The 22497-nt window shown below is 39.7% G+C and carries 17 protein-coding genes and 1 tRNA gene; 10 read left to right on the forward strand and 8 right to left on the reverse strand.

The features are described from left to right. Positions 1–8 precede the first annotated feature (8 nt). The 3 genes from AKG98_RS12355 to AKG98_RS12365 all read left to right on the forward strand — a co-directional run bounded on the left by AKG98_RS12355 (position 9) and on the right by AKG98_RS12365 (position 2431). Positions 9–422 carry a substrate-binding domain-containing protein gene (locus tag AKG98_RS12355; protein WP_067046149.1) on the forward strand — a complete coding sequence of 138 codons (414 nt, stop codon included), beginning with the start codon at positions 9–11 and terminating at the stop codon, positions 420–422. A gap of 357 nt (positions 423–779) precedes the next feature. Continuing rightward, positions 780–2006, forward strand: a complete 1227-nt coding sequence (locus tag AKG98_RS12360; protein ID WP_067046151.1) for a porin — start codon at positions 780–782, stop codon at positions 2004–2006. Positions 2007–2017: 11 nt separating this feature from the next. After that, complete coding sequence (locus AKG98_RS12365) at positions 2018–2431, forward strand: phosphate ABC transporter substrate-binding protein (RefSeq protein WP_067046153.1); 414 nt, start codon at positions 2018–2020, stop codon at positions 2429–2431. A 76-nt stretch (positions 2432–2507) separates the two neighbouring features. Here AKG98_RS12365 and mrdA read toward each other — a convergent pair whose 3' ends face one another. Next, positions 2508–4436, reverse strand: a complete 1929-nt coding sequence (gene mrdA, locus AKG98_RS12370) for a penicillin-binding protein 2 (RefSeq protein WP_369814926.1) — start codon at positions 4434–4436, stop codon at positions 2508–2510. Positions 4437–4747: 311 nt separating this feature from the next. On the opposite strand from mrdA, the gene rraB reads away from it, so the two are divergent. Further along, positions 4748–5110 carry a ribonuclease E inhibitor RraB gene (gene rraB / locus AKG98_RS12375; protein ID WP_067046157.1) on the forward strand — a complete coding sequence of 121 codons (363 nt, stop codon included), beginning with the start codon at positions 4748–4750 and terminating at the stop codon, positions 5108–5110. An 8-nt stretch (positions 5111–5118) separates the two neighbouring features. On the opposite strand, the gene AKG98_RS12380 is transcribed toward rraB, so the two are convergent. From AKG98_RS12380 to pepA, 5 genes are all read right to left on the reverse strand, one after another. Continuing rightward, positions 5119–7236, reverse strand: a complete 2118-nt coding sequence (locus AKG98_RS12380) for a GGDEF domain-containing phosphodiesterase (RefSeq protein ID WP_067046159.1) — start codon at positions 7234–7236, stop codon at positions 5119–5121. 236 nt (positions 7237–7472) lie between these two features. Then, positions 7473–10334, reverse strand: a complete 2862-nt coding sequence (locus tag AKG98_RS12385; RefSeq protein WP_067046161.1) for a valine--tRNA ligase — start codon at positions 10332–10334, stop codon at positions 7473–7475. Positions 10335–10367: 33 nt separating this feature from the next. Continuing rightward, positions 10368–10811, reverse strand: a complete 444-nt coding sequence (locus AKG98_RS12390; RefSeq protein ID WP_067046163.1) for a DNA polymerase III subunit chi — start codon at positions 10809–10811, stop codon at positions 10368–10370. Between the two features lie 169 nt (positions 10812–10980). Then, the gene (locus tag AKG98_RS12395) at positions 10981–11301 is read right to left on the reverse strand and encodes an EthD family reductase (protein ID WP_067046164.1); all 321 of its coding nucleotides are present in this window, start codon (positions 11299–11301) and stop codon (positions 10981–10983) included. 219 nt (positions 11302–11520) lie between these two features. Next, complete coding sequence (pepA, locus tag AKG98_RS12400) at positions 11521–13044, reverse strand: leucyl aminopeptidase (protein WP_067046165.1); 1524 nt, start codon at positions 13042–13044, stop codon at positions 11521–11523. Between the two features lie 194 nt (positions 13045–13238). Here pepA and lptF point away from each other — a divergent pair, with 194 nt between their 5' ends. After that, entirely contained in the window at positions 13239–14357 is a 1119-nt protein-coding gene (gene lptF / locus AKG98_RS12405) for an LPS export ABC transporter permease LptF (RefSeq protein ID WP_067046166.1), read from the forward strand. Beyond that, on the forward strand, positions 14350–15417 hold the full coding sequence (lptG, locus tag AKG98_RS12410) for an LPS export ABC transporter permease LptG (protein WP_083543958.1): 1068 nt from the start codon (positions 14350–14352) through the stop codon (positions 15415–15417). The genes lptF and lptG overlap by 8 nt, the downstream gene beginning before the upstream one ends. A gap of 114 nt (positions 15418–15531) precedes the next feature. Here lptG and AKG98_RS12415 read toward each other — a convergent pair whose 3' ends face one another. Next, entirely contained in the window at positions 15532–16089 is a 558-nt protein-coding gene (locus AKG98_RS12415) for an RDD family protein (RefSeq protein WP_067046169.1), read from the reverse strand. Positions 16090–16358: 269 nt separating this feature from the next. Between AKG98_RS12415 and AKG98_RS12420 the strand changes: the two genes are divergently transcribed. Next, positions 16359–16443 (forward strand) — tRNA-Leu (locus AKG98_RS12420). A gap of 309 nt (positions 16444–16752) precedes the next feature. Continuing rightward, entirely contained in the window at positions 16753–17304 is a 552-nt protein-coding gene (locus tag AKG98_RS12425; RefSeq protein WP_067046171.1) for a cytochrome b, read from the forward strand. 200 nt (positions 17305–17504) lie between these two features. Here AKG98_RS12425 and AKG98_RS12430 read toward each other — a convergent pair whose 3' ends face one another. Next, the gene (locus AKG98_RS12430) at positions 17505–19976 is read right to left on the reverse strand and encodes a plasma-membrane proton-efflux P-type ATPase (protein ID WP_083543959.1); all 2472 of its coding nucleotides are present in this window, start codon (positions 19974–19976) and stop codon (positions 17505–17507) included. Positions 19977–20448: 472 nt separating this feature from the next. On the opposite strand from AKG98_RS12430, the gene AKG98_RS12435 reads away from it, so the two are divergent. Together AKG98_RS12435 and AKG98_RS12440 are read left to right on the forward strand one after the other, a co-directional pair. Continuing rightward, on the forward strand, positions 20449–21087 hold the full coding sequence (locus AKG98_RS12435; RefSeq protein ID WP_067046173.1) for a hypothetical protein: 639 nt from the start codon (positions 20449–20451) through the stop codon (positions 21085–21087). A gap of 260 nt (positions 21088–21347) precedes the next feature. Beyond that, entirely contained in the window at positions 21348–22424 is a 1077-nt protein-coding gene (locus AKG98_RS12440) for a methyl-accepting chemotaxis protein (protein WP_067046183.1), read from the forward strand. The last annotated feature ends 73 nt before the right edge of the window (positions 22425–22497 follow it).

Consider the following 22497-nt stretch of genomic DNA (forward strand, 5'->3'; position numbering starts at 1 on the left):
AAGTAAAAGTGAAATTTTTAGCTAAAATCGTACTTACGACAGCGTTATTTTCGGGTGTTGCACAAGCTGGATTGGTTGTTATTGTTAATCCGTCAGGTCCGGATACATTATCTAAATCACAGGTTTCTAAGCTGTATTTAGGTAAGTCTAAAAGGTTACCGAGTGGTGAGAAAGTTAAAGTGTTCGAGCGCGCTAATGGCAGTGCAGAACGTCAAGCGTTTCATGCTGCGATAACAGGAAAGAGTGAGTCTCAGTTACAAGCGTATTGGTCGCGTCTTATTTTTACTGGCAAAGGCAAACCGCCTAAAATATTAGGTTCGGCATCATTAATCAAAAATCAGGTTGCAGCGAATTCTGCGGCGATTGGTTATATTGACGAAGCTGACGTTGATGGTTCTGTTAAAGTGTTATTCAAGCTTTAACGTCTTGATTTAATGCTTTGTATTTTTAACATGCCGTGCTTTATGCGCGGTATTTTTTTATCTGATTCTGTATTTTGATAGCATGATTGTTATCAACTTGTTGGTTATCGCGTTGGTGGTATTTAAAATCAGTAGGTTAAATGGTAGCCCTTAGAAGTAAATTGCAATAAGTTCAACTTAAATACTGATGATTTCATCACAACTTGTCTCTGTGTGATCTATATCACGCAAGTAAACTCGATAACCATCAACAATCCCGTCATACTAATGAATTGATTAATAGTAAGTTTATATGTTTTACGGCGACTTGCTGATAAATTCCATATGGATGAAATGTTTAATACAAGGAGTGTTTTGATGAAAAAAGCATTTATAATGCTACCGCTGGCCGTTGCCTGTGCTTCGCAATTTGCGATTGCGGCAACAACGGATGCACAGCGTCTTGCCCAGCTCGAACAAGAACTTGCGATCTTACAAGAGGCGAGTACTTATGATTCGTTATCTGACCGCATGTCTATTAATGGTTTCTTCACTGGCCAAATGGGTGTTGCGAATAATGATGCGGGTTACGGTAACCGTCCTGGTGTAGAAGGTTACACTTCGGATCCTAATTTCTCGTTAGGCAGTAAGCTTGGTTTACAAGGTACGTTTTCGCTAACAGAGCAAACTAAAATTGTGGGCCAACTTGTTTCGCGCGGAGCTGATGATTGGACACCTGAGATGGAATGGGCTTTTTTAAGCCATGAATTTGATAACGGTTTCACTACGCGTATCGGTCGTTTACGTGTGCCACTGTACATGTATTCAGATTACCTAGAAGTAGGCTATGCACAACCTTGGGCTAATCCACCGGCTGATGTTTACTCAATTGTTCCAGTAAGCTCGTATGACGGTATCGATATTATTTATGATACTGACCTAGGTGATGCAAGTTTATCATTACAAGCGAGTTATGGTCATGATACCGATGATGCTGAGCATAACCCATTAGGTGTGGATGTTAAGTTTGATAATACGATCGGTTTTTCTGCGACGCTTTCTTATGAAGAGTGGGTATTCCGTGGTACTTATTTCCAAAGTGAGTTGAAATCCGGGTTAATAAAACCTGTTGATCATGATGGTGATCCATCAACACCTAATGTTGGTTCTTTAAGTTCATTACAAAGCTTTGAAGATGAGAAAGCGCAATTTGCGGGTGTTGGGATTAGCTATGATAACGGTTCATTGTTAGCAATTTCTGAATATACGCTATCTAAAGTAGAAGGCGGTTACTCGGATACCGAATCAGCTTATATCACATTAGGTTATCGCATTGATGCGTTTACCCCTTATGTTAATTATTCGTTCTTGAAAACAACGGACAATGAAGATAGGGAAGGAGACGTTCATGCTGAAACAGCCCTTAATTGGGAACGCACGACTTACAGCGTAGGTAGCCGTTACGACATCAACTCGAACTTAGCGTTAAAATTAGATGTGACTTATGCAACTGATTTTGGTGATACTGATGGTGCATTACCTCATAGTATTGATAATCATGAAGACACTATCGTTTACACCGTATCATTTGATGCAGTATTTTAAGGAGAACTTTGATGAAATTATTAGCTAAAGTTGCCTTAACAGCAGCATTGATATCTGGCGTAGCACAAGCGGGTGTTGTGGTTATTGCTAACCCAACTGGTCCTGACTCGTTATCGAAATCACAAGTATCTAAATTATATTTAGGTAAGTCGAAAAAATTACCAAACGGCGCAAAAGCTGAAGTGATTGAGCAAGCGACAGGTAGTTTTATCCGCGGTGAATTTCACGCCAGTGTTACAGGTAAGAGTGATTCACAGTTACAAGCTTATTGGTCACGTTTAATATTTACTGGTAAAGGCAAGCCGCCGAAGACAATTGGCTCATCAGCACTGATCAAAAGCCAAGTGGCATCACGTGCTAATGCAATTGCTTATATCGATTCGTCAGAAGTCGATGACTCAGTAAAAGTGGTCTTTACACCGTAATATTAGTGTATTGCTAAATTATCGGTTTGGCATATTTTTACGATAAAACCTCCGCTTAATACGGAGGTTTTTTTATTCAACTTGTTTTATGCCCAAGTGTAGATTGCGGATCCAGTGTCGGTTTAATTAACACATAATCCATTATCTTTCTGACCATTGGCGCAGCATGTCTTCCCCAGCCGCCATTTTCTAAAACCGCGGTAACTAATACTCTAGGTGATTTTAGTGGCGCAAATGCAGTAAATAATGCATGGTCTCTCAAACGTTCCGTTAATTCCTCTGCATTATAATTCTCTCCATGAGCAAGACCAAATACCTGACTTGTACCTGATTTTCCCGCTGCGTCATATGAAATATGACTAAACGCTCGCCGACCGGTACCTGTCACAAGTACACGTCGCATCCCTTCTTGCACAATATTCCATGTTTCTTGTTTTACACTGTCCATTTTAGAAAAATCATTGAATACAATATCGGTTTCAACATCGTTTTCAATAATACTTCTGACGATATGGGGTCTATGTACCAAGCCTTTATTGGCTATAACGGATGTCGCTTTGGCAATTTGTAATGGTGTTGCCGTCCAATAGCCTTGCCCAATGCCAATCGGGATAGTATCGCCTTGATACCAAGATTGATGGTAATGAGCACGTTTCCATTCTCTGGTCGGCATATTCGCGCGGCTATCTTCTTTAATATCAATCCCTGAGGGTAGCCCATAGCCAAATTTATTCATCCAGACCGATAATCGGTCAATGCCCATGTCAAAGGCGATTGGGTAAAAGTAGGTGTTCACCGATTTCTCTATCGCTTTGTAAATATCAACCTCACCAAACCCCCTGCGCACATCATCACGCCACTTTCGACTCTTCGTATTGGGGATCCGCCACCAACCTGAGTCATTTCTTGTTGTATTTGGTGTAATTACCCCTTCGGTTAAGGCTGCTGCTGCAATCATAGGTTTAGCAGTAGAACCGGGCGAGTAAGCGCCTAAAGTAACGCGATTGAATAAAGGTTTATCGGGGTCAGATAACAGGGCTTTATACCTTGCAGATGAAATACCATGAACAAACCAATTTGGATCATAGCTTGGACTTGATACCATCGCGAGAATTGAATCATCTCTCGGATCTAATACCACTAAGGCACCACGTTTATGCTTCAGAATTAGTTTTCCTGTTGCTGGGTCAATCTTTTTCTCGGTAAGTAATTTATTTGCATATAGCTGCAGGTTAATATCAATATTCAGTTTTATATCTTTACCCGGAATTGGCGGTACTGTCTCTAATGTCCGTATTACTCTGCCTTGGCTATTAACTTCGACTTTAGCAAAGCCTGATTGACCATGAAGAATATCTTCATAAGACCGTTCAATACCCAATTTACCGATCGTTCTCGTCGCTTTATACTGCTTATATTTATGTTGTTGCTTTAATCGGTTTATATCCCGATCATTAATTTTTGCTACGTAGCCCAAAATATGCGTTAAATTTTCTCTATACGGGTAATAGCGTTCAAGAAAAGCATCAACGAACACGCCAGGATATTGATGTTGATGAACGGTAAACATTGCCACTTGTTTTTCTGTTAACTGACCTGCAAACGTAATGGATTTAAAGTGCCTTGTTTGCTTCATCGATTGTTTAAATTCGATGATATCGTTATCACTCAACCCAAGCAGATTTTTTAATTTAATTAAGGTCGGTTCTATATCCTTTATTTTTTCAGGTATGATTTCAAGAGAATAAATAGGCACATTCTTCGCTAACAGCACACCGTTACGATCGTAAATTAGCCCTCTGTTGGGCGCTATTGGCACGATCTTAATTCGGTTGTTATTCGCGCGACCAATATATCTTTGATAACCAGATACTTGTAAATGGTATAAATTGGCTAAGAGAGCAGCAGTCATTAGCAGTATCATAACAAAAGAAGCTGCCGTTCTGCGTGAAAAAAGTGCTAACTCTGCTTGATGGTTTGGGATTTCAATGCGTTTTTTTATCACAATTACTCTTACTCTAATACATTATGCAACACACCAAATCATTTATGTCTGTATTTGGATAATGTGAAACAATATAAATCTGAGGTATAGACAATATTGTTTTACTTAAGTGCCGTCACAGATATAAAGAGTTCTAATAATACTCTCAAGCTACGCTATTACCAGTATTTATCCACGGCATTATGACCTTTACTTTAGTGCTGCCGTGTTATGTAGCCCTATGTTTAGCATTTTTTTTGGGTATAATTTAATGGCATGAATATTAAAACCAGAGTATTCTTTCATACATCATAACTAAAGAGATTAACCTAGTGGATTTTGAAAAAGAATTTGCCGAGCTGAAAGTAGAAGCTGAAGAGATCATTGATAACTTATTAGAAGATGGCAGTGATCCTGATGCTGTGTATTCAATTGAGCATCACTTTGCTGGGGATGATTTTGCACAGTTAGAAAAAGCCGCTATTGCAGCATTTAAACTGGGCTACGATGTATCAGATCCAGAAGAAGTTGAACTTGAAGACGGACAAACAGTATTCGCATTCGATTGTATTGTTGAAACTGAACTTGATATCGATACAATTACCCGTGATATCGAAGCACTACTTAAAATGTCTATCGAACAAGATGTTACTTATGATGGTTGGGGTACTCACTTCGAAGACGACGCATCATAGTATTTACATCATAGTACTGGCATAGACAGCGTTGTGTCTGTGTGTTGTAGATAAGTCATATTATTGTGTGTGGCATGATGTTTTTTGTACCATAGACAAAATGTGTCGCTCGGTAACGGGCGACTAAATAAATACCCCTGAAGTTGATCACATTGTTGTGCTTGTAGCCATTCCATTTGTGATTGTTCTTCGATCCCTTCTGCTGTTACTGTAATGTTTAATTCTCTTGCCAAACTGATCACAGAGCGTGTTATTGCTGTTGTCGTTTTATCGATTTCTAATTCATCGATGAAGGATTTATCTATTTTTATTTTATGTGCTGGCATATTTTTTAGATAAGACAATGAACAATAACCTGTACCAAAATCATCAATAGAAAGACGCACGCCAAGTTTTATTAATTCTTCTAGCATTTGGTCTGCGGTCTTGTTTGATTCCATTAAGGCGCTTTCAGTGACTTCTATTTCGAGTCTGTGTGCTGGTATCTGGTAATAGTCGATACAGTGTTTAATTTTATTGATCAGTTGTGGGTCGTTAAATTGAATCGGTGACAAGTTGACCGCCATAAAGATATCGATATCGTGGGCGCGCCATTGGGCCAATTGTTGACAGGCTTTTTCTAATACGAGCTCACCAAGCTGTCCAATTAAGTTGTTTTTTTCGGCAAGTGCAATGAATTTAATCGGCATTATCAGCCCTTGTTCAGGATGATGCCAACGCGAAAGCGCTTCAACACCCAATACTACTTTCGTTTTACTATCAATAATGGGTTGGTAATATAAGTCGATATTCTTCTTTTGTATGGCGTATTTTAAGTCTTCTGTCAGTCGTCTTTCTGCGTCGGCATGCGCTTCTAAGACGGGATCAAACAAACTGTAGCTCTGTTCAGGGTGTTTACGTGAACGCTGTAAGGCTTGTTCACTGCAAGTCAGCAGTTGTTTGGTATTTTGAATACTATCGGGGTAATTGGCTGCGCCAATACAAATAGCCAGATCAATCACATGTCCTTGAATCGCAATTTTTTTGTTAAGCTTATTCGTTAATGTATTACATAAATCATCAAGTTGTTGAGAGGAACTGACTTGGTCACTGAGAATCGAAAAGCGATCACCTTGAATTCGCGCTAAGTGAGCATGTTCAGGTGCTATTTTTTTAATGGCCTCGCCGACATAAAAAAGTACTTGATCCCCAATGTCGGTACCATGATGGCTGTTTATATACCCCATCTTTTTGATATCGATGAGTAGTATACCCCACTTAGAATCGGGTTTTATTTTATCAAGTTTTTTCAGGAATGTGGTGCGATTTAATAGGTTTGTTAGTTGGTCGTGTTTTGTTAATGCATCAATTTTTTGTAAGGTTATACGGCGTTCTTTAAGGTCGCGAGATATACTGACCGTCCCGACTAATTCATTATTCTTAATGACTGGGTGCTTATGTACATCCACGTATACGTCTCGGCCTTCGAGCGTGAATTCCATCTTGTAGTTGGCACTTTTATAATTTGATTTAAGCTGGCTATCATAACTGATACTTATTTTAGCTGTTGTTTCAGGTAATAATTGTTCAATGGTTTTACCAATCACATCTGCTTTTTTCTTGTTGGCCAACTTAAGCGCTGCACGGTTGCATTCGACCACTCGTCCTTGCATGTCTTTATATATGACAAAATCAGGCAGGGCATCAAAAATAGAATTAAGTAATGCGGTTTTTTCTTGTAGCTTCTGCTCGGAGCGAAATTTACTGGAGACATCCACGGCGATGCCAAGTAAGCCAGTGATTTTACCTGCTTTGTTGTTAAGGGGGATCTTGGTTATTTCATATTGACCATCGCCGTATATGGTTTCCATTGTCATTTTTTTTGCAATGACACTACGGCCGTATTTTAACGCTTGCTGGTCGGTTTGATAGAGTTCGTCGTTGGGGAGTTTTTTTTCTTTGAATGCAGGTTTTAGCTGAGCGTCTGTTTTCCCAATAATAAATTGTTCAGAAGGCAGATCGAATAACTCTAGGCAGTGCTTATTGCAGCCGAGATATTGGCCATGTATGTCTTTCCAGAATATACCTATGGGTAAATGCTGAATAGCGGCAATTAATACGTGATTCAGCGGATCCTTGTTGCCCATAATCTATCACTCCATTCCTTGGTGTCGACATTTATAGTTAAGCGATGTTGTCTTCCATAACCATAACTCACTGTTATTAACAAAGATGTTACATTGTATGTCGAGGGATGGAAATGTTTTTGCGGGAAAGGTATAGGTAATTGTGACGTTGATTTAGTATTTAGCGGAATCTAAAAATAATAAAGGGAAGGCTGAGTGTTCAACCTTCCCTTTGTAGGTAAGTACGATATTAACGATTAGATCGATTCAATTCGTGCTTTTTGTGCTTTAAATTTAGCAATCGTATTTTCAAATTCAGCTTGTTTCTCACGTTCTTTCGCGATAACAGCTTCTGGCGCTTTACCAACGAATTTTTCGTTGTTTAGTTTGCCTGCAACACGGTCTAAGTCTTTTTGTACTTTTTCCATTTGCTTGTTGATACGCGCAATTTCAGCATCTTTATCGATTAGACCAGCCATTGGAATTAAGATTTCCATGTTGCCTAATAGTGATGTTGCTGAGATTGGTGCTTCTTCATTTTCGCTAAGTAATGTGATTGCTTCTAGTTTTGCTAGTGAGCTAAGGAACTGTTGGTTTTCGTCTAGGCGACGTTGTTCTTCAGTGCCTACATTTTTAAGCAAAATTGAGATTGGCTTGCTTGGGCTGATGTCCATTTCGCCACGGATGTTACGGATAGCGATAATGAATTGTTTAACCCATTCTAGATCTTGCATTGATTGTGCATCAACTTTAGCCGCATCATATTCAGGGAATGCCTGTAGCATGATTGTTGCGCCTTCAGTGTGCTTACCTGCAAGTGGTGCAACACGCTGCCAGATCTCTTCAGTGATGAATGGCATGATTGGGTGCATTAAACGTTGTAACTCTTCTAGAATTGTTACTAGCGTATGACGCGTAGCACGCAGTTGTGCTTCTGTGCCGTGTGCGAATACGGGTTTAGTCAATTCTAAGTACCAATCACAGAATTGGTTCCAAGTGAATTCGTAAGCAATGTTTGCAGCAAGATCGAGACGGTAAGTATCAATTGCTTCACGGTATGTTTTGATGGTTTCTTGGAATTGACCTTGGATCCAACGATCAGCTAGGCTGAATTCCATGTCGCCGCCATTTTGGCCACAATCATGTTCTTCTGTGTTCATTAATACGTAACGGCTTGCGTTCCATAGTTTGTTACAGAAGTTACGGTAACCATCAAGACGTTTCATGTCCCAGTTAATGTCACGACCAGTTGATGCCATTGCTGCTAATGTGAAACGTAGTGCGTCAGTACCATGAGCTTCGATACCACCTTCAAATTCTTTACGCGTGGCTTTTTCGATCTTCTGCGCAAGTTTTGGCTGCATCATGTTGCCAGTACGCTTTTTAACTAGCGACTCAAGGTCGATACCGTCGATCATGTCGAGTGGATCAAGTACGTTACCTTTTGATTTTGACATTTTATCGCCAGCTTCATCACGTACTAAACCAGTCACATAAACCGTTTTGAATGGTACTTGTGGTTTGCCGTTTTCATCTTTGATGAAGTGCATAGTCATCATGATCATACGTGCAACCCAGAAGAAGATGATGTCGAAACCCGTTACCAGAACATCACTTGGGTGGAACACTTTAAGATCTTGCGTTTGCTGTGGCCAGCCTTGCGTTGAGAATGTCCAAAGCGCAGATGAGAACCAAGTATCAAGCACATCATTGTCCTGACGTAATTCGACTTCAGGACCAAAATCGTTTTCTGCACGTACTTCAGCTTCATCACGACCGACGAATACATTACCTTCGTTGTCGTACCAAGCTGGAATACGATGTCCCCACCAAAGTTGACGCGAGATACACCAGTCTTGTACGTCGTTCATCCACGAGAAGTACATGTTTTCGTATTGTTTTGGTACGAATTGGATTTCGCCGTCTTTTACTGCGTCAGTGGCTACTTTCGCCATTGGACCAACACTTACATACCATTGGTCTGTTAGTAGTGGCTCAATTACCACGCCACTACGATCACCGTAAGGTACTTGCAGAGTATGTGGTTCAATTTTGTCTAATAAACCAAGTTCTTCAAACTTAGCCACGATAGCTTTACGTGCAGCAAAACGTTCCAGGCCTTGGTATTCAGCAGGGATCACGAAAGTTAGTTCGGTGTTTTCTGTGCCGTCTGAGTTGATGATTTCCGCTTCTTCACGGATATCAGCGTTTTCAGTTAGGATGTTGAACATCACTAGGTTGTTACGCTTACCAACTTCGTAATCGTTAAAGTCATGCGCTGGTGTGATCTTCACACAACCAGAACCTTTTTCCATATCAGCGTAATCATCAGCCACGATCTTGATGCGACGACCAACGATAGGCAGAATAATTTCTTTACCTACAAGCGCTTGGTAGCGTTCGTCTTTCGGGTGTACTGCAACAGCAGAGTCACCTAGCATCGTTTCTGGACGTGTGGTTGCTACAATGATGTAATCTTTACCGTCAGCAGTTGTTGCGCCATCTGCTAGTGGGTAGCGGAAGTACCACATGCTGCCTTGTTTTTCTTTACTCTCAACTTCAAGATCAGAGATTGCAGTGTGGAATTTTGGATCCCAGTTCACCAGGCGTTTGCCGCGGTAAATAAGGTCTTCTTTAAATAAACGTACGAATACTTCTTTTACTGCTTCAGACAGACCGTCATCCATTGTAAAACGTTCACGATCCCAATCTACCGATGTGCCTAAACGACGCATTTGGCGAGTGATTGTACCGCCTGACTCGTTTTTCCAATCCCAGATTTTTTCGATGAAAGCATCACGGCCATAATCGTGGCGTGTTTTACCTTCTTCAGCAGCAATCTTACGTTCAACAACCATTTGCGTTGCGATACCGGCGTGATCGGTACCCACCTGCCATAACGTATTGTTACCTTGCATACGTTTATAACGCGTTAACGCATCCATGATTGTTTGTTGGAAGGCATGACCCATGTGCAGGCTACCAGTGACATTTGGCGGTGGGATCATGATGCTGTATGCATCTTTAGTTAGATCGCCGTTTGGCTTGAAGTAACCTTGCTCTTCCCAGTTTTGGTAAAGCGCTTGCTCAATGGCTTGGGGATTGTATATTTTTTCCATAGGTCTGCTTTCTAATTCTCAATGGTTGATTGATTATTCGGCGTTCACAGTTAACAGTTGTAACCCTGTTTGACGATAATGTTTGTAACGCTCTCGAGCTTGTTGTTTTAGCTCGTCTGGATGCGGTACAAAATCGATAATCTGATTAAAGTTGACTGCAAATTGCGGTGTCTGGTCGTGTAGGTTGATTAGTACCTGATAGCGATGGCGAGGTGGTTGAAAACCGATTTCAACGGGCGCGCCATTACGTGGACCTTCACCTTGTAAATTATGTGGTACAAAACTGCTCGCATCTAATTGCCAAAGGTATTCGTCAACCTGGTTGGCTGCCGATTCATCGTTGGTGTAAATATAGACGCGTTGTCCTTGCTGATAAAACTCACCAGCCAGTTTACAGGCAAGTTCATGATGTCGGGGCATACTCGCCTCAACGTCATTCTTGGGGTCTTGCATGATATAAAAAGTGACTTTTTTCATCTGTAGTTTTGCGCCAATGACTGAGTCATTTACCAATTATAAATATAACAGCACATAGTATCACAAAGGATAGTGATGAAAAATAGAGTTGTCGGCGGGAATACTGTGTTTTGTGTTATTTACGGGAATTAATACTAAACCAAGTCTGTTCCTTGTGTTGAGGGAGACGTTAAAGGGTTATTTCAACCTCATTGATCTGAATTGTTGGTTCGATATTAGTGTAATTTCTCACGTCACCTTGTAGTTCTTCGGCGTGAGGAATAAAAGCGGCCATGAAATTTTCTAAGGTATCGAAATAGTAATAGCACATCGCGACATAAGTTGAGTCGATAGTGTTAGATATATCGATACCGCGTTCCACTTTTACGCCTTTAAATCCTTCTGCGTTTGATAATATCTCAATCGACATTGGCATATGGGTATTAAGATAATAGTCAAAATCGAAGTGGTAATTGTCCATTTTCTCATAAATACTAGCGATGTTTATCATGATGTAACCTTAATATCCTTATTAATGGCATTAGTATAAATCGTTATACTTTTTATGTATTTATTACCATACGCTAACTTTATATGACAACCATTTTAGAAACCTTTAATTCAGTATTTTTTCATACTAAAGTTGATTAATAAGGTGGGGTTTTAGATCAGTAGTGAAATAAAAAAGGCCGCTACAGCGACCCTTTGGATATTGATGATATGAAATTAATTAAGCTTCGTCAGCTTGCTGCACTTCATTTCGTTCTGTACGGTTAAGTAAGAACTGCGTTAACATTGGTACAGGACGACCTGTAGACCCTTTGTTTTTGCCACTTACCCAAGCAGTACCGGCGATGTCTAAATGCGCCCAGTTATACTTTTTAGTAAAGCGTGATAAGAAACAGGCTGCTGTGATCGTACCGCCAGCAGGGCCACCAATGTTCGCTAAATCAGCAAATGGACTTTCAATTTGTTCTTGGAAGTCGTCAGTAATTGGTAAACGCCATGCTTTATCTGCGGCTTGATCCGACGCATTTAATAATTCATGTGCCAGTGGGTTATGCGTAGATAGTAAACCTGTGATGTGATGACCAAGTGCAACAACACACGCACCCGTTAAGGTAGCGACGTCAATAACAAGCTCTGGATCAAAACGTTCAACATAGGTTAATACGTCACATAATACTAAACGGCCTTCAGCATCGGTATTAAGTACTTCAACGGTTTGTCCTGACATGGTAGTAAGGATGTCACCTGGGCGGTAAGCATTGCTACCCGGCATGTTTTCACAACCGGCCAGAATACCGATAACGTTAAGTGGTAAATTTAGTTTAGCGAGTGACTTCATGGTACCAAGTACGCCTGCAGCACCACCCATATCATATTTCATTTCGTCCATACCTAAGCCTGGTTTTAATGAAATACCACCTGAATCGAATGTCAGACCTTTACCAATCAGTACAATCGGTTTTGCGTCAGGATCTGGATTACCTTTATAATTAATAATCGACATCTTAGCTTCATTCGCTGAACCTTGTGATACAGCAAGGTAAGAGTCCATTTTTAACTCTTTCATTTCAGGCTCACCTAAGATCTGTGTTGTGATCTTGTCACTTTCATCAGAAAGTTGGCGTGCTTGATTAGCAAGGTAAACGGGATTACAGATGTTTGGTGGCATGTTTGCTACGTCTTTACATAGACGCATACCACTGGCTACAGCTAAACCGTGAGCAATGGCTTTTTCACTTGTTGGTAAATCACGACGCGAAGTAACATTGAATACCATTTTGCGTAATGGACGACGTGTTTCTTCTTTATTGCTTTTTAGCTGATCGAAACGGTAGCGACTTTCGCGAGCTGTTTCAACAGCAAAACGAATCTTCCAGTAGGTATCGCGGCCTTTAACATTGAGTTCTGGTAAGAAACAAACTGCTTCCATAGAACCAGTTTCGTTCAAGGTATTCATTGTTTTGGTGATGATTTGCTTGTACTGACGCTCATCTAATTCACGTTCTTTACCACAGCCAACTAATAATACACGTTCGCTAAGTACATTTGGCACATGATGAAGCAATAATACTTGACCTGGTTTACCCTCGATATCACCGCGACGTAGTAGGGAACTTAAATAGCCGTCACTAATCTTATCTAGTTGTTCTGCTGCAGGTGATAAACGACGTGGTTCAAATACTCCGACAACAACACAAGCGCTGCGTTGTTTCTCAGGGCTACCACTTTTTACATTGAACTCCATGGACTCTCCGGTTTCCTAAAGACAAAATCAAATATTTATAACATAATAGGGGGTTATACGTATTTAGTTAATTAAAAACTAACATTTTCAGATAAAATGGGTGTGCAGTTAACTATTTAAACTGCATTTGTAGCTGAGTTTACCTAATTATGAGCTGCATTTCATACAAAACATTAGTCTAATATAGGTTTTAAGTGATAATTTTCCGATATTTATTTGCTGAGACAGTGAAATCACAAATTGCTGTTTTATTCATCTTATCACTTATCTTTGTGAGCCAGCAGTTTGTTGCACTGCTCTCAAAGGTAATGACAGGGGCTTTACCTGCTAATTTAGTGATAGAGATGTTGTTGTATACCATGCCAACGTTAGGCACATTAATTTTACCCGTGAGTTTATTCATTGGTATTTTGTTTGCACATGGGCGATTGTACGCCGAAAGTGAAATGGTGATCTTAACGGCCTGTGGGTATACCCCGAGCCGGATATTAATGTCGTCATTGTTAGTGTCATCGGTGACAATTGGTCTGGTGGTTTTTAACGCGTTCATTTATGCACCAATAGCGGAAGAAGGCCGTGTTCAATTATTAGAAAATGTAGACGCGGATGTCGGTTTAGCGACACTGAAACAAGGGCGCTTTGAGTCGCTTAATGGTGGTCTCGCGGTGGTCTATGTTGAGTCTTATGATAGTGATAAATCGATGCGTAAGATATTTATTGCTAAATCCCCTTCGCAGGAGGGAGAGCGTCCTTCTATTGTGTTGGCAGATAAAGGCAACGTGGAGTCTGACGACAATGGCTCTCAATGGTTGAAGTTAAGCCAAGGTCTGCGTTATGAAGGTGAATTTTCACAACGTGATTTCCGTATTGTTGATTTTAGTGAGTACCGGGTATTTATTCAGCAACAAGACGTCAGTGAGCGTGGCCGTAAAACCAAGGCATTACCTACGTCTGAGTTATGGAATTCGACTGAATTTGAACACAAAGTGGAACTACAGTGGCGTATTGCCCAAGTTGTCGCTATTCCTTTACTGACGTTATTAGTAGTACCGCTGGCGAGGGTGAATCCGCGTCAAGGTCGTTATGCGAAACTATTCCCTGCGTTATTATTGTTTCTAACTTATTTCATGCTATTGAGTGCCGCACATTCATCTATTTTAGATGAAAAATTACCGCTAGCGTTTGGTTTTTGGATCGTGCACCTCGGGGTGCTGAGTTTGGCTATTTGGTTTAACCTCGCTAATTACTCTTGGTATCACCATGCAGTGCAGAAGATGAAAGTTCGTTTTTCTCGAGGTAAGAACAGTGATTAAAATTTTAGACATCTATATTGGTAAGGCTATTTTATTTGCCACTATGATCTGCTTGTTTACCCTAGTCGGTTTATCTGCGGTGATCAAATATGTAGAACAATTAAGATCCGTCGGTCGTGGTTCGTATGGTTTACTTGAGGCGTTATTGTTTGTGATGCTGAAAATGCCCCGCGAAATTACAATTTTCTTTCCGATGGCTGCGTTATTAGGTGCGCTGATTGGTTTGGGCGCACTCGCAAGTTCTTCTGAGTTAGTGGTCATTCAAGCTGCTGGGCAGTCGCGTTTCAAAATTGTGTTATCCGCAATGAAAACGGCGATCCCTATGATGGCAGTCGTTATGTTTATGGGAGAGTACGTCGCGCCTTATACAGAACAAAAAGCGATTCAGCTTCGTGCTGAGTCTATCTCTGGTCAATCTATTATTCGGGCTCAAAAAGGGGTCTGGGCAAAGGATAAAGAAAACTTTATTAATATCGGTAAAGTGAATAACGGCAGTGAATTACATGATGTAACGATTTATGAATTTTCAGAAAATCAGCGTTTAGTTAAAACGACCCAGGCGCGTAAAGCAATTTATACAGACAAGCACTGGGAGTTAACTGGAATACGAATCACGCACTTCAACAGTGACAGTATTACGGTGACAACACAGTCTAAATTGCGTTGGGATTCTACGCTGACACCAGAAAAGTTAGATGTGGTAACGATTGATCCTGAGGATTTATCAATATCAGGCTTGTACTCTTATATGACTTATTTGGACAGTAATAAGCAGGATTCGGGAAGTTATGAGTTAGCCTTCTGGCGTAAAATATTCCAGCCGATATCGATTGGTGTCATGGTTTTATTGGCTTTGTCGTTTGTATTTGGACCATTGCGAACGGTAACCATGGGCGCGCGTATTTTGATGGGGGTGGTTGCTGGTTTTACTTTCTACCTCGCCAGTGAAACTTTTGGCCCGATTAGTTTGGTGTATTCGTTACCTCCGTTTCTTGGGGCGGTTGTCCCCAGTGCCATCTTTACCTTGATTGCGATTGTGCAGTTAAGGAAACATGGTTAACGTGACGATTTTACTTTAGATAGACTATCTTTAGGGATGGATGTAAAAATGGCAACCAATTGGTTGCCATTTTTGTTTCGGTTTATCACCTTAGCGTTAGGCACTAAGCATCGATTATTTTTTCTGTTTTAGCTTGTCTGCATAACGCAGTAATGAACCGTTTTGCTCTTTACTTAAACGTAATACATTACAGTTTGACCAGTGATCTTGAAAGGCACGGTTTTTCATATCAAACGGTACTTGTAAGTTACCTAAACCACATGCAGCGGTCGCGAGACGAATAAGGGCTTGCGTTAAGCTAATTGCGCTGCCATCGGCATTTTGTACGCGTAAACGCCACGCGCGCATGCCAACTGTTTGACCGCCGTGCGTCCAAAACCATAAATAGAATCCTGCTATTGAACCCCATACTAATATCGCAAACCAAATTTGGCTGCCTGCATACGCGGCGCTATCAACATAACGGCCGGCAATATCGACGATGCCCGATGCAATTAATGCTTCTGCAATACCAAGTCCTATTGCACTGGCAATCGCCGCGATACCAAGAACAATAAGTGCGTCATACACAAGCGCACCAATACGCGGGCCAAAAGTGGCAATGGATGCGGTTTCACCTGTTTCAATTTTAGGTGTGTGTTTTGGTTTTCTGAGTTTGTTTTTCTTCGCCATTATGAATCCAGCCATGTCTTCAGGGTTATCTCGAAAGTGGAAACAGTGTAGCAAAAAAAGTGAGTCTTAGTCGTGCTAAATAGTTAGTGCTGGTGGATATCAATAGCCATAGTGCAAAGCTAACTGTGCTGATATTTAAGATGTTGAGTGTTTGTTGGCGTATAGAATCATGACTTAATACAGCGCTTTGCTTTAATTTTGAACAGTTGATTTACGATCATGAAAAACGGCTTGCTTGGCATCGTTTGCTATGTATAATGTTGACCTATGCCCGAGTGGTGAAATCGGTAGACGCGGTGGATTCAAAATCCTCTTCCGAAAGGAGTGGCGGTTCAAGTCCGCCCTCGGGCACCATATTTAAGTAATAGAGCCTCAACGAAAGTTGGGGCTTTGTTGTATCTGGCACAATCCTATTTATTTCTAAAACAAGTTAAGCTGTCTTTCCTTACGTCATATTCCTAAACTTAGTCCTAAAATCGCCCCATACACTTAACCTTCGAATCGTGAATACCATTGTTATAATCTAGCTTAACTATCCTATAGCAAATATATCGACTAAGATTAATTTTAGCTTGTTATGCTCTTGCTTCGCTTTTTTAACCCTAGTTTAACCAGATTAATTTGTAATCTTGCGGTGTAAATTTAAGAGAGAGAATTAAGCAGATGAAACCAGATCAAGAACTATCAACCGTAACTCGTTCATTGCATATAATTATTGCTGTTGCCATGATTGGATTGATCATAGTTGGCATCTATATGACCGAAAATAAAGCGTACCCTTTGTATAATATTCATAAATCGTTGGGTTTTTTAGTTTTATTTCTTGCCTCGATCCGTATCGTTTGGCGTATTAGGGAGGGTTGGCCATCAGAGGTTGCTGGAGGCAAGGCGATTGAACATATTGCAGCAAAGGTGATTCATTGGGTTTTGATTATCTCAACACTACTCTTTCCTATATCAGGTTTGATGATGTCAGTAGGCGGTGGTCATGGTTTATCTGTTTTTGGGTTGGAGTTGATTGCAGCCAGTATTGATCCGGTAACTGAAAATCCGATGGTGTTAAATGAAAGTGTTGTGAATATAGGTCTCTATATACATAGTACCTTAATGCCGATAATTATTTTTGCTATTGTTATGCATGTCGTAGGGGCATTGAAACATCATTATATTGATAAAGACAGCACACTGAAACGCATGTTTTGGTTTAAGAAGTAGCTTGAACTTTAAGCTGTGCTGGTACATGTATTAATAGTGAAGGCTACAGCGTGATTGTTTCGTCATTGGTTATTGTGGGAAGTGTCTATGCCATAGGGTGTTGTAGTGATGGTGTCTGTTTAAATGGCAGCAATTAAAGTAGATCATCGAGTTAATATAAGTCTATTAACTCGATGTAGAGTGAATTAACTGTGTCTAATTTAGTTAATTGATACTTCTTTACGTGGTACGTTTAGACCTTCAGTATAAACTGCATGTTTCTCTTTTTTGTCAGCTGCTTTTTCAAATGCGGCTTTGAATATATCAAGAATAAACATCCATACAATACCGTAGACAATAACAATACCAATTGCTTCCCAGCTTATTGGTGCCATTAGGAAGCCCACTTTAGCGATGATAATTGCAAGGATCTGTGTACCAAAAATTGCAATTAGTAGCGGTTTTGCTGGACGAGGTTTAGCCCAGAAGTGGTTTTTACTGCGAACAACGAATAGTAGTAGGTGACCAGCGATAACGAGTTGTAAGAACAACATTGTTTGAATAGGAGCTGAAGTTGAATATAATTGTTGTGCAATAGCCATTAGTCCAAAGTTTTGAGCAACAGATACAACACCAAGAATTGACGATAATGTGAGAACACGCTTGAGATTCCATTTTACGGGGAAGCGCTCGACACCTGCGTTATCATAGGCAATTGTCATGATAGGAAGATCATCAAACAAAGCAAGTAATACAATCATTACAGCGCTCAGTGGTGAGAAATCCAAGAACAATATAGACAGTGTCACGAACAACATGATGTTAATTGTCATCGCGACGCGGTATTTCACGTAAGAGATAATTTTTTGGAATATTTTTCTAGATTCTTCTACAGCATCAATAATAACGGACAAACCAGGTAAGGTTAAGATTAAATCCGCTGCACCACGTGCGGCATCAGTAGCACCGTCAACAGCGATACCGATATCTGCTTGTTTTAATGCTGGCGCATCATTGACACCATCCCCCGTCATTGCAACAACGTGACCCATATCTTGTAGACGTTTTACAATCTCGTATTTATGTTCAGGGAAAACACGTGCAAAGCCACCTGCATTTTCGATTTTTTCATTAATTTCGTCTTCAGATAATCCACCATGGAAAAGGTCTGAAGCAGCGAGCATATTAGTACTAAGATCGAGTTGTCTTGAAATTTCTTTACCAATAGCCAAGTCATCACCAGTGACCATTCGAACATCGATACCACGAGCACGGGCTTCATCAACGGTGTGCTTTGTATCATGACGCGGTGGATCGTATAACGAAAGTATACCGACTAATACAAGTTTATCTGGGTTTTCAGGGTAACTGCGAGCCACACCTAGACCGCGTAACCCACGACTTGCTAGCTCGTCTACATTGCCTAATGCTTCAGTACGTTCTTCATCGGACATGTCACATAAATCGATGATGATTTGTGGTGCCCCTTTTAGTACTCTGTATTGACCCCCGTCAGAATCGATAAGTGCTTCAGTACGTTTTCTTGTTGGATCAAAAGGCGTAAAATCAAGCTGTTTAATTTTAGCTATTTCTTCTTTACCGACCGCATCCATGATGACGTTTTCAATTGCGTCTGAACTGTTAAAGTTACACGCTTGAGAAGCAATTAAAGTCAGTTCTGACTCGCTTTTAGCATCATATAATACCGGCGATGTTAATGTTAATTCATTAAGCGTTAATGTACCTGTTTTATCAGAACAAAGAATATCCACAGAAGCCATTTCTTCAATAGCTGATAGCTTAGTTACAATCGCTTTTTTCTTCGATAGCATAAATGCACCGAGGGCCATTGTTACCGATAATACAGCTGGCATCGCAACCGGAATTGAAGCCACGATAAGAATTAATACCATCTCTATTACATCAAGCGGTGATTTATTACTTATTACTAATTCTTTGAAGATGATTGTAGCAGCAAGAATTAAAGAACCATAAATGAGGAACTTACCAATCGTCATTACAGAGTTTTGGAAGTGTGATTCGTTACCTGCAGAGCTAACGAGTGTTGCTGTTTTACCAAAGAATGTATTACCGCCAGTTTTATCAACGATACATACCATACTACCTTGCTTTACAATAGTACCGGCGTAAATTTCTTCGCCAGGGTGTCGCATTACAGGAAGCGATTCACCTGTTAATGCTGCTTGGTCTACACTAACGTATTGGCCTTCTAATGTGATCAAATCGGCAGGGATAATATCACCGTTTTCGATTTGAACTATATCACCAGGAACAAGTTCTGCGGCTTCGATGTCTACCCATTTCCCGTCTCGCATTACACGTGATTCTAAAGCCATTGAATTTTTTAATGCAGCCAGCGCACTTTGTGCTTTACCGTGCTGCATGAACTCAATAAATACATTAAGAAGTAGCATAAATGAAATAATAGCGAAATCGGACCAATGTTGAATCACAGCAGATAAGATAGCAGCCGCTTCAACCATCCAAGGAATTGGCCCCCAAAATCCGGCAAGTAAAATTTTCCAACGACTTTCTTCTTTTTCTTCAATCGCATTTCGACCAAACTTTGCGAGGCGTTCTGTGGCCTCTTTATTTGTTAAGCCATCTTTCGATGTATTATGCTCTTTCAGTTTTGCTTTTAAGTCTATGATTTTACTTTCTTTGTCACTCATAGGTTTGCCTGTGTCATAAAGTTTTAATTACATGCAATTGACTGTTTTTTATCTTCCGTATTGATTGTTATCCATTTTATAATTGCTCGTTTTACTTATTTTATACGGTTAAAACATTCGCTTTACATTTCGCTTGGCCTTTCGTCATTGTTTCAAGTGAAACTACCTTACTCTTGTTGCTAGGTGTTATCAATAAACTTGTCGCTTTTTGTATTATGAGTATTTTAATCAACTAGCGGCCTTTTCTATAAAAATAGAGCTTCTGTCCTTTGGAATTGGTATGCGTAATTCGATGGGTTTATTAATGCGGAAGGTCGTCGCGTTATTTTGTCGTAGTTAGTTATTAAGTTTCTATACGATTGATTTAAATGTGATTCATTGTCTTTAATACCATTTGGTGGTAGTTTAACTTCTTCAATTTATTCGCTAACGTATCTAACTTATAAATATACATAACATCAAGCAGGACTCTATGAAAAAGATATTATTCTTAAGTGCATTATTAGTTTCAAATGTTGCTAATGCAGATTTAAATCTTGATTATAGGGCTTACAATACACCTGTTAATTATAACTTCGCAGAAGTCGAAGTCGGCTATAAAACTTATAAATCCGATGGCAATAAGGATAATATGAAAGTTATTTCTATCGGTAGTGAATTAATGCTGAATGAAAAAGTGATAATGAAGTATTCATTTTCAGGTGAAGAAATAAATGATGTATCAAAAATTATAAGCTTAAACATGGGGTTATTATATCGAATCTCACTGGCTGAAAAAGTCGACGTTGTACTTGGTGGTGAAGTTGAGTTTGATTGGTTAGCGTTAGAAGGTGGTGATACAGATACAGATACAGATACTGATTATAGCTATGATAATTATGACATAGGTGCTCATCTTGGGCTCAGGTATGGTTTTACCGATAAATTTGAAGGCCTGACACAAGTGATTATATCTGATTCTTCTTCGTATTCATTAATAACAACACTCGTGACAACAAAGATATCATATTATGTGACCAAAAATGTTGGCGTTGGTGCTTTCTATACTGCAGGGTTTAATGATAAGTTTGATAGTACTTACGCTGGAGCTAATATTAAAGTTAGATTTTAATTAAAATAACAAAGCCTCAACGTTAGTTGGGGCTTTGTTATTTTTAGCAGAATCAAACATTTACGCTACTTTCCCTTCATTCACATCCCCAATCCCCCTCCAATAAAACTGACAATATAAGCTTCTTCGATGACGGCTATATGTATGTTATATAATTGTGATAAACACCTCTTTGTTGATGTTTAATTGTTTATTTCACTATAAGTGTATATATATAAAGTGGTATCTTTATGTTTTTTCGATATATTTTATGGGGTCAGATGTTTGTTTTACAATCAAAATATAGTTTTCTGTTTCAAAAAAATGGGGATTTGAAGGATCAAGTTAATGATTTAAAATTGCAAAATAGAAATTTGGAATTAAAAAACCAAGAGCTATCTGAGCAGTTGGATAAAGCATTGAATAATCCTGATATCGAATTTAAACATATGCTTCTGAAATGTACGATTGAGTGTATCAACCATGTCGAAGGGGTTAGAGAAACCGTATTATCTTCATATCAAGCAATTGAGTTAGAAAATCAATCGAGTGACAATATTAAAGAGTTACTTGATGTTTCAAGTCATTCTTTAAAGCATATTGTTTCTGAAATGCAAGGCTTAACCCATAAAATGAGGGGGATGACGGATAATATTTCTGGACTGTCAAAAATGGCCGCGAGTATAAGTACTTTCGTTTCGACAATCTCAAAGATTTCGGACCAAACTAATTTACTTGCACTGAATGCTGCCATAGAAGCTGCGCGCGCTGGCGATGCTGGAAGAGGATTTAGTGTTGTCGCAGATGAAGTTAGAGCATTAGCCAACAATACTAATTCATCTGCAAACGAGGTGGCTGAATTGGTGGATGGCATTATTGAATCGACGTCTGAGACAGTCGGTTCAGTAAATGATATCCAAAATAGTAATAGCCAATTATCAGGTGGTGTCGAGAAATTAAATGATGATTATACTTCGATTGTGAGCCACTGCACTTCAATGAACCAAACAATTAACCATGCCTCATTACGCACTTTTATTCAGACTGTGAAATTAGATCATATTGTTTGGAAGGGGGAGGTTTATGCCGTTGCATCGGGTGTTAGTAATAAGTCAATTGATGACTTTACAGATCATACTATGTGCCGATTAGGTAAATGGTATCAAAGTGTGGGAGCTGAAATTTATGGCAATACATCAGCGTTTAGAAAGCTAGATGAACCACATCGAGAAGTACATAAAAACGGAGTTGCTGCTTTAGTTTTAATATCTAACGGTGATAAAAAACGGGCAATTGAACATTTACTCGCTATGGAAGAGGCGAGCAAAATGGTGATGAAATATCTTGATGATCTATAATGTATTTGGTCTCATTTTATCACCTTTGACGAAAAACACTGTCCTTTAGGGCGGTGATGTAAGTCATTATTGC

This window comes from Moritella sp. JT01, from assembly GCF_001574435.1.
Taxonomy (GTDB): Bacteria; Pseudomonadota; Gammaproteobacteria; order Enterobacterales; family Moritellaceae; genus Moritella.

Excerpts from the sequence above, each read along its gene's own strand:
- AKG98_RS12415 (WP_067046169.1), bottom strand. The coding sequence starts at position 16,089 with ATGGCGAAGAAAAACAAACTCAGAAAACCAAAACACACACCTAAAATT.
- AKG98_RS12395 (WP_067046164.1), bottom strand. The coding sequence starts at position 11,301 with ATGATAAACATCGCTAGTATTTATGAGAAAATGGACAATTACCACTTC.
- AKG98_RS12435 (WP_067046173.1), top strand. The coding sequence starts at position 20,449 with ATGAAAAAGATATTATTCTTAAGTGCATTATTAGTTTCAAATGTTGCT.
- AKG98_RS12390 (WP_067046163.1), bottom strand. The coding sequence starts at position 10,811 with ATGAAAAAAGTCACTTTTTATATCATGCAAGACCCCAAGAATGACGTT.
- pepA (WP_067046165.1), bottom strand. The coding sequence starts at position 13,044 with ATGGAGTTCAATGTAAAAAGTGGTAGCCCTGAGAAACAACGCAGCGCT.
- AKG98_RS12365 (WP_067046153.1), top strand. The coding sequence starts at position 2,018 with ATGAAATTATTAGCTAAAGTTGCCTTAACAGCAGCATTGATATCTGGC.
- AKG98_RS12380 (WP_067046159.1), bottom strand. The coding sequence starts at position 7,236 with ATGGGCAACAAGGATCCGCTGAATCACGTATTAATTGCCGCTATTCAG.
- AKG98_RS12385 (WP_067046161.1), bottom strand. The coding sequence starts at position 10,334 with ATGGAAAAAATATACAATCCCCAAGCCATTGAGCAAGCGCTTTACCAA.
- AKG98_RS12440 (WP_067046183.1), top strand. The coding sequence starts at position 21,348 with ATGTTTGTTTTACAATCAAAATATAGTTTTCTGTTTCAAAAAAATGGG.
- AKG98_RS12360 (WP_067046151.1), top strand. The coding sequence starts at position 780 with ATGAAAAAAGCATTTATAATGCTACCGCTGGCCGTTGCCTGTGCTTCG.
- AKG98_RS12425 (WP_067046171.1), top strand. The coding sequence starts at position 16,753 with ATGAAACCAGATCAAGAACTATCAACCGTAACTCGTTCATTGCATATA.
- AKG98_RS12430 (WP_083543959.1), bottom strand. The coding sequence starts at position 19,976 with ATGAGTGACAAAGAAAGTAAAATCATAGACTTAAAAGCAAAACTGAAA.